This window comes from Pseudoxanthobacter sp. M-2 (assembly GCF_046156265.1).
Classification (GTDB): Bacteria; Pseudomonadota; Alphaproteobacteria; order Rhizobiales; family Segnochrobactraceae; genus CAMDHY01.
In genome coordinates, this window is record NZ_JAWDIR010000026.1 from 1 (window position 1) to 6589 (window position 6589).

The 6589-nt window shown below is 66.8% G+C and carries 10 protein-coding genes and 1 riboswitch; of the genes, 7 read left to right on the forward strand and 3 right to left on the reverse strand.

Annotated elements, in window-relative coordinates:
• Together RUR49_RS14825 and RUR49_RS14830 are read right to left on the reverse strand one after the other, a co-directional pair.
• The coding region (locus RUR49_RS14825) for a recombinase family protein (RefSeq protein ID WP_409147177.1) at nucleotides 1-564 on the reverse strand (564 nt) is incomplete at its 3' end.
• The gene (locus tag RUR49_RS14830) at nucleotides 561-1007 is read right to left on the reverse strand and encodes a DUF2924 domain-containing protein (RefSeq protein ID WP_409147178.1); all 447 of its coding nucleotides are present in this window, start codon (nucleotides 1005-1007) and stop codon (nucleotides 561-563) included. The genes RUR49_RS14825 and RUR49_RS14830, both read right to left, overlap by 4 nt.
• A 633-nt stretch (nucleotides 1008-1640) precedes the next feature.
• Here RUR49_RS14830 and RUR49_RS14835 point away from each other — a divergent pair.
• The 4 genes from RUR49_RS14835 to RUR49_RS14850 all read left to right on the forward strand — a co-directional run bounded on the left by RUR49_RS14835 (nucleotide 1641) and on the right by RUR49_RS14850 (nucleotide 4076).
• Nucleotides 1641-2450 carry a sulfite exporter TauE/SafE family protein gene (locus RUR49_RS14835; protein WP_409147179.1) on the forward strand — a complete coding sequence of 270 codons (810 nt, stop codon included), beginning with the start codon at nucleotides 1641-1643 and terminating at the stop codon, nucleotides 2448-2450.
• Nucleotides 2451-2494: 44 nt separating this feature from the next.
• Nucleotides 2495-2555: riboswitch (Fluoride riboswitch) on the forward strand.
• Nucleotides 2556-2654: 99 nt separating this feature from the next.
• A complete protein-coding gene (gene crcB / locus RUR49_RS14840; RefSeq protein ID WP_409147180.1) occupies nucleotides 2655-3029 on the forward strand; it encodes a fluoride efflux transporter CrcB in 375 nt (124 codons plus the stop codon).
• A gap of 7 nt (nucleotides 3030-3036) precedes the next feature.
• On the forward strand, nucleotides 3037-3474 hold the full coding sequence (locus tag RUR49_RS14845) for an EamA family transporter (protein ID WP_409147181.1): 438 nt from the start codon (nucleotides 3037-3039) through the stop codon (nucleotides 3472-3474).
• A gap of 5 nt (nucleotides 3475-3479) precedes the next feature.
• The gene (locus tag RUR49_RS14850; RefSeq protein ID WP_409147182.1) at nucleotides 3480-4076 is read left to right on the forward strand and encodes a cation transporter; all 597 of its coding nucleotides are present in this window, start codon (nucleotides 3480-3482) and stop codon (nucleotides 4074-4076) included.
• Nucleotides 4077-4196: 120 nt separating this feature from the next.
• Here the strand turns inward: RUR49_RS14850 and RUR49_RS14855 are convergent, their stop codons facing one another.
• Nucleotides 4197-4874: an XRE family transcriptional regulator gene (locus RUR49_RS14855; RefSeq protein WP_409147183.1), complete on the reverse strand. Its 678-nt coding sequence runs from the start codon at nucleotides 4872-4874 to the stop codon at nucleotides 4197-4199.
• Between the two features lie 115 nt (nucleotides 4875-4989).
• On the opposite strand from RUR49_RS14855, the gene RUR49_RS14860 reads away from it, so the two are divergent.
• The 3 genes from RUR49_RS14860 (at nucleotide 4990) to RUR49_RS14870 (ending at nucleotide 6485) form a co-directional block, all read left to right on the forward strand.
• Entirely contained in the window at nucleotides 4990-5748 is a 759-nt protein-coding gene (locus tag RUR49_RS14860) for a hypothetical protein (protein WP_409147184.1), read from the forward strand.
• Between the two features lie 133 nt (nucleotides 5749-5881).
• A complete protein-coding gene (locus RUR49_RS14865) occupies nucleotides 5882-6103 on the forward strand; it encodes a helix-turn-helix transcriptional regulator (protein ID WP_409147185.1) in 222 nt (73 codons plus the stop codon).
• A 1-nt stretch (nucleotide 6104) separates the two neighbouring features.
• A complete protein-coding gene (locus tag RUR49_RS14870) occupies nucleotides 6105-6485 on the forward strand; it encodes a hypothetical protein (protein ID WP_409147186.1) in 381 nt (126 codons plus the stop codon).
• Nucleotides 6486-6589: the final 104 nt, after the last annotated feature.

The window sequence follows — 6589 nt, forward strand, 5'->3', positions numbered from 1 at the left end:
CTTACGGCTCTCCACCCGGTAGCCGAGCGGGACCGAGCCGCCCATCCACATCCCCTTCTTCCGGGACGCCGCCACCTTGTCGCGGATGCGCTCGCCGATCACCTCCCGTTCGAACTGTGCGAAGGAGAGCAGCACGTTCAGTGTCAGCCGCCCCATCGAGGTGGTGGTGTTGAACGACTGCGTCACGCTGACGAAGGTGACGCCGCGCCGCTCGAACACGTCGACCAGCTTGGCAAAATCCATCAGTGAGCGCGACAGCCGGTCGATCTTGTAGACCACCACGACGTCGACCTTGCCGAGCTCGATGTCGGCGATGAGGCGCTTCAGCGCCGGGCGCTCCAGCGTGCCACCGGAGATGCCGCCGTCGTCGTAGCGATCGGGAACCGCGACCCAGCCCTCCGCCTTCTGGCTCACGACATAAGCGGCACACGCCTCGCGCTGGGCATCGAGGCTGTTGAACTCCATGTCGAGGCCTTCCTCGGACGATTTGCGGGTGTAGATCGCGCACCGGACCTTCGACACGACCTTCCGGGCGGGATGCGCAGTTGCTGCTGTCCGGCTCATGCTCCCCTCCCCGCGCTCTTGAGGCCGAAGAAGACCCAACCGTTCCACTTCACGCCGGTGATGGCGGTAGCGAGCGCCGACAGTGAGCGGTAGGGCCGGCCCTGGTATTCGAAGCCCTCGATGGTCACCGTCACGATGTGCTCGACGCCCTGGAACTCCCGCAGCAGCCGCGTCCCGGCGATCGGCTTGCGGTCGTTGCGGATGCGCCGGGTCTTCGGGTCCATGTTCTCGACGGTGCGAGCGAGAGCATAGAGGCGCTTGACCGTCTCCGGCTTCAGCCCGCCGTACGCGAGTTCCTGGATCCGGTACGCCAGGCGGCTTTCGAGGTATCGCCGATTGTAGAGTGGCGCTTCCGCTCCGTAGAGCTCGCGCCACATCGTCTTCAGCTCTGGCGTCGGCGTGGTTTTGATGGCGGCAAGGCGCGCCAGCACGGGGTCATCCATGGTCGGTCTCCGTCGACTGCGGGTCGACATGACCGCTCTGGTCAGGGAGGAAGTGAAGGCAACACTCTCCATGGTCGCGAGATCGAGCCGCGGACACACCGTCGCGGCGCTGCCGCAGGCGGACAACGGCGAGGGCCAGCAAGCCGGCGGCCTCGTCGAGCCGCTCGGCGTCGCTCAGTAGGTCGGGGCGCAGGGCATTGGGGCCGGGTGCGGTGGGGTAGTCGGAGACGTTTCGCATGAGCGAAAGGCTAGCAATGACGCTCTGCAACACAAGCAGAATCCACTACTCACCGTATTCCTGCGTAATCATTCTGGGATCGTCCAATTTACTAACGTGCAGGACGACGCGGAGTATGACTCAGATACCCCAGCTTTGCTGCAAACGCCGAAACAAGGGCTGCCGTGCGCCTCCGGGTGATGATGGCGAGAAGGAAGACGTGCCGCAACATTGGCCCAAGGCTCGCGGGTCGTGATTGAGCGCTCAGTGCCTTCCCCCCACTGCGCATGGTGCTATCCTGGGCATGTGAAAAGCGCAGGCCGCCGTAAGCCCCCGCGCTGTCCCGAGCGGCGGTTCTGCGGGCATCACACCTCCCGGCCCCCTGATGCGTCCGATGTGGACGGCTGAGGTATTGCATGTCGTTGCCGTCAACCGAACCTCTCCAGCGATCCCGCGCAGCAGCCTTCGGCTGGGGAGCAGCGATCGGCTCCCTGGGCGGCCTGATCGGTCTCGGCGGCGCCGAGTTCCGCCTGCCCGTGCTGATCGGCGTCTTCCGCTTCGCCGCCCTGGAAGCCGTGATCCTCAACAAGGCAATGAGCCTGGTGGTGGTGGCGTCCGCTCTCCCCTTCCGGGCAGCAGCGGTGCCCTTCAGCGCGGTGGCTGCCGAATGGCCCATCATCGTCAACCTGCTGGCGGGAAGCCTGGTCGGAGCGTGGGCGGGCGCTGGATGGGCTACCCGCCTCAAATCAGAAACCCTCTACCGCGTCATTGCGCTCCTGCTGGTCGCCATCGCCGCCGTCCTCCTGCTCGGCCATGATGCCGGCGGCTCGGGTCGGGCTTTCCTGGAAGGCCCCGCCCTGTGGCTCGCCGGAGTGGCGGCCGGGTTCTGCATCGGCGTCGTCGCCTCGCTGCTCGGGGTCGCGGGGGGCGAATTGTTGATCCCGACGCTGGTGCTGCTGTTCGGGGCCGACATCAAGCTAGCCGGCAGCCTCTCCCTGGCCGTGAGCCTGCCGACCATGCTGGTGGGCTTTGCCCGTTATAGCCAGGACCAGAGCTTTTCCGTGCTCGCCCGCAACCAGGTGTTCCTGCTGGTGATGGCGGCAGGGTCGATCGCCGGCACGCTGGTCGGGGGCCTGCTGCTCGGCGTGGTGCCAAGCGGCATCCTGCTCCCCTTGCTTGCCGCCATCCTGTTGATCTCCGCCGTGAAGGTTTGGCGGCACGCCTGAAAAAACAACCTTTGACGTCCTCGCCCGTCTGGCGCAGGATTCAGAGGTGGGATGGGGATGGAGCTCCCCGAAAACCGCCGCAAGGCTGATAGCTCCTGCTGCGAACGGGCCACACGGGTCCGTCGCGGTGGGCGCGTGACCCGACGTAGCCCGCCGCTGGCGGGTTTTTTTGTTGCCCTTCGGAACACGAACGAAGGGGCACTCATGGGCTTTCTGCTGGTCTTCCTGGGGGCGGGTCTGGGTGGCGCGCTGCGCCATGCGACGAACCTGCTGTTCGCCCGCACCTTCACCCTCGACTATCCCTACGCCACCCTGTTCATCAACGTCAGCGGCTCCGTCCTGATGGGCGTGATCGCTGGGTATTTCGCGCTGCGCGGGGAGGCGCCCCAGGCCGCCTGCCTGCTGCTCACCACCGGCGTCCTCGGCGGCTTCACCACCTTCTCGGCGTTCTCCCTCGATGCCGCGCTGCTCTACGAGCGCGGCCAGCTTGCGGCCGCTTCGGCCTATGTCCTCGGCTCGGTGTTCCTGTCCGTCCTCGGCCTCTTCGCGGGGCTGTTCCTCATCCGGCAACTCCCGTGAGGCCCTCATGAAACCTCTTCTCCAGTCCTGGCAACTATGGGCGCTGCTCTCGGCCGCCTTCGCCGCCCTCACAGCGATCTTCGCCAAGGTGGGCGTTGAGAACGTCAATTCCGACTTCGCCACCTTCGTGCGCACGGTCGTCATCCTGTGCGTCGTGGGGATCCTGCTGGTGGCCACCGGCCAATGGCAATCGCCGGCATCCGTCTCCGGCCGGACCTACCTGTTTCTGCTGTTCTCCGGCATGGCCACCGGCGCCTCCTGGCTGTGCTACTTCCGCGCCCTCCAGCTCGGCGATGCTGCCCGCGTCGCGCCGATCGACAAGCTGAGCGTGGTGCTGGTGGCCGTGTTCGCGGTCGTGTTCCTCGGCGAGAAACTGTCCGGCCCCAACTGGCTGGGCGTGGCGTTCATCGCCGCCGGCGCCGTCCTGGTGGCCTACAAGGGGTGACGGGGATGCGTGAGCTTGCCGACAATGCAGCCCTCCGGCGTACCGTGGCCCTGGTGGCAGTGCTCAACCTCGCCTATTTCGGCGTGGAGTTCGCGGTGGCGCTCGCCATCGGCTCGGTCTCGCTGTTCGCCGACAGCATTGACTTTCTCGAAGACGCCTCGGTCAACCTGCTGATCGTGATTGCCTTCGGCTGGTCGCTGCGCGCCCGTGCCCGCGTCGGCATGCTGCTCGCCCTCATCCTGCTGGTCCCCGCTCTGGCGACGCTGTGGACCGCCTGGAACAAGTTCCTGGTGCCCGTCGCCCCCAGCCCGCTGCCGCTCACGCTGGCGGGTACAGGTGCGCTGGCGGTCAACCTCACCTGCGCGTACCTGCTGGCGCGCTACCGCCACCAGGGTGGCAGCCTGACGAAGGCGGCCTTCCTGTCGGCGCGCAACGACGCCCTCGCCAACGTCGCCATCATCGCCGCCGGCCTGGTGACCGCCTATCTCTGGGCCTCGGCCTGGCCCGATCTGGTCGTTGGTCTCGCCATCGCCGCCCTGAATGCCGATGCCGCCCGCGAGGTCTGGGAAGCGGCTCGCGAGGAGCACCGCGCAAGCGCGTGAACCGGGCCGAAACTAACTTCGTTGCCGCGTACACGCATCGCAGCAGCAAGCTCCGTGCCTACCATTTGCGTTTCGCAACGCAACGACCCGGAGATTTTGTACCCCGGCGTAAGCCAACCGTCACATCTCCCGCGCGAACCACCGGATGCGGCCGACGATGTGGATCTCATCGGCCGTGCGCTCATACTCGGGATAGTGCTTGTTGTCGGAAATGACCCGCACGGCCGGTGGATCGCTGTTGGGGATGTGCTCGAGGCGCTTGGCGACGAGACCGATCCCGTCGTCGAGGACGAAGATCCCGGGCGGATTCGGGGCCCGGAGATTCATGTCGACGAGGACGGCATCGCCGCTCAGCAGTGTCGGCACCATGCTGTCTCCTTTGACGTGCATCATTCGCAGTTGCGACGGGCTGGTCTTCAGCGTGTTGCGGATCCACGCCCGGCGGAAGTGATAGGCGCGGCCAGACGTCTCGCCGTCCTCGGTGACGACCGCCCCTCCCCCCATCGACGGCCGGGCCGTGGCATGAGGGATCGCGACGAAGGCGTCGTCGGGGTTCTCGACGAACGGCGATTTGCCCTCCACCTCGCCGATGCCATGGATCAGCCAGTCGCGGTCCACCTTCAGGACCAGTGCGACATCCGCCAGCCGGTCGATGCTGGGGCGGGCGGAGCGGCCACGGAGGATGTCGTAGATGAACGAGCGATTGACCCCTGCCATCGTGGCGACATGGGCAGGCGCGAGGCCGAGCTGGTTCGCGCGGGCGCGAAGGCGGTCGGCGAGAGTGTGCTGCTCGGTCATGACCTCCCCAAGCGAGCTGGGACGCAGTTTGGCGTAGTTGGACGAAATAGGATTGCAGTGAGTCCGTCAAGCGATTAGAACAGATCAGGAACGATTTTGCCAGAGGGCCGTCCGGATGGAGATCGAGAAGTCGTACTTCACCCTGCCGGAGATCCTCACACGCTGGGCCATGCCAGAGGCGGACCTCGCCTATCTCGCCGAGAACGATCTGGTGCGGCTATCGGTGCGGGTGTTCGGCGTGCCGGTGGAGTTCGGGGACTACGAGGACGCGGGGGAAGGCCAGCGGGTCGCGCTTCCGTGGGAGCGCGGGCCCTTCGACGGACTGCTCGATCTCTACGCCCGCGACGTCTTCCAAGTCTTCCGTGATGGAGCAGTGGGTGTCCGCCACTTCCTGACGCCGCGCGCCCACTATGCCCGGGTCTGGAGCGACCCGGACCACCTCCTCGTCCGCGCTGTCGACCTGGTTTTGAGGCGCGAGGAACGTGATCGGTTCGAGGCTGCAAGCGGGTTTGCCGTCCGGCGGACCGCCGCAGAGGCGGGTGCGCCTGCTGGCGCCTTCCAGGCTTCTGCCGACTATCACGACGTCGCCTGCAGCGGGCACCGGTTCCGGATGGGCGCAATCCAGGCGCAAGTCGTCCGAGCGCTGCACGAGGCCGCCCGGGCGGGCGAGCCCTGGCAGAGCGGCAAGACCATCCTGGCCATGGCGGGCTCGCGCAGCCTGAAGATGGCCGACGTGTTCAAGTCCCAGACGCACTGGCGAACCTTGATCGAGTCGAACGGGCGCGGGGCCTATCGCCTCGCCGGGTTGAGCCCCTGCCGCTATCACCTGCCGCTCGACGGGGGGATGAGCAGGGGGATGGCCGGGGGATCATGATCCCCCGCACGGGCGCCGTTGCAGGCGCGGCCTGACGGAAACGATCCATCACCGGATCCCCCTGCGATCCCGACGACATCCCACAGCGGAATATTCCATCGTCTCCCTCGACACCTGATCTCGGGAGAGGACGATGCAGACCAAACCTTCCCCACACCTCATTCAGATCGAGCTGGCTGACCGCTGGAAGATCTCCCCGCGCACCCTGGAGCGCTGGCGTTGGGCTGGCCAGGGCCCGGCCTTCGTCAAGCTCGGCGGCCGGGTCGTCTATCAGCTCGAGGCAATCGAGGCCTACGAGCGTGGCCGCGTCTGCCAGAGCACCCAGCAGGGCACGGCCCTCAGGAAGGCGTCCTGAGATGGCGCGCCTGGCACTCGACCCGATGCAGGCTCATCCCGCTCCGTACGTCGGCGAGGCCGTCAACGATCTCGCCTTCTACGGCTGGATCGCCCAGGCCACGCCCGGCGAGGCGTTCGTCTACCACCGCGGCTTCCTCGGCATCGACATCACTCCGGTGATGTCGCGGTTCGGCGAGCCGGACCGCAGGCGGCTTCTCGGGCTCGCCCAGGCAGCGCTGTCCGCCTTCGACGCCGGCCTCGTCCACCTCGTGCAGGTGCGGCTCGAACCCGACCGCTTCGCCTACCTCGCCGTCGCCCGCCGCAAACCGGCCCATGCACCGGCCGCGCTCGCGCGGCTGGTCGCCGCCACCGGCCACGCCGACCTGGCTGCCGCTGCGTGACCGCCTCCTATTCGATTGAGCACTCCACCATGCCTCACCTAACCAACATCCCTGCCCTCACCGATCTCGAGCGACTTGCGCTCGGCGAAATCGCAGCAATGCCA

What these genes read in the sequence shown, in the direction of transcription:
- RUR49_RS14855 (WP_409147183.1), bottom strand. Translation starts at nt 4,874, where the DNA reads ATGACCGAGCAGCACACTCTCGCCGACCGCCTTCGCGCCCGCGCGAAC.
- RUR49_RS14870 (WP_409147186.1), top strand. Translation starts at nt 6,105, where the DNA reads ATGGCGCGCCTGGCACTCGACCCGATGCAGGCTCATCCCGCTCCGTAC.
- RUR49_RS14835 (WP_409147179.1), top strand. Translation starts at nt 1,641, where the DNA reads ATGTCGTTGCCGTCAACCGAACCTCTCCAGCGATCCCGCGCAGCAGCC.
- RUR49_RS14850 (WP_409147182.1), top strand. Translation starts at nt 3,480, where the DNA reads ATGCGTGAGCTTGCCGACAATGCAGCCCTCCGGCGTACCGTGGCCCTG.
- RUR49_RS14865 (WP_409147185.1), top strand. Translation starts at nt 5,882, where the DNA reads ATGCAGACCAAACCTTCCCCACACCTCATTCAGATCGAGCTGGCTGAC.
- RUR49_RS14845 (WP_409147181.1), top strand. Translation starts at nt 3,037, where the DNA reads ATGAAACCTCTTCTCCAGTCCTGGCAACTATGGGCGCTGCTCTCGGCC.
- RUR49_RS14830 (WP_409147178.1), bottom strand. Translation starts at nt 1,007, where the DNA reads ATGGATGACCCCGTGCTGGCGCGCCTTGCCGCCATCAAAACCACGCCG.
- crcB (WP_409147180.1), top strand. Translation starts at nt 2,655, where the DNA reads ATGGGCTTTCTGCTGGTCTTCCTGGGGGCGGGTCTGGGTGGCGCGCTG.
- RUR49_RS14860 (WP_409147184.1), top strand. Translation starts at nt 4,990, where the DNA reads ATGGAGATCGAGAAGTCGTACTTCACCCTGCCGGAGATCCTCACACGC.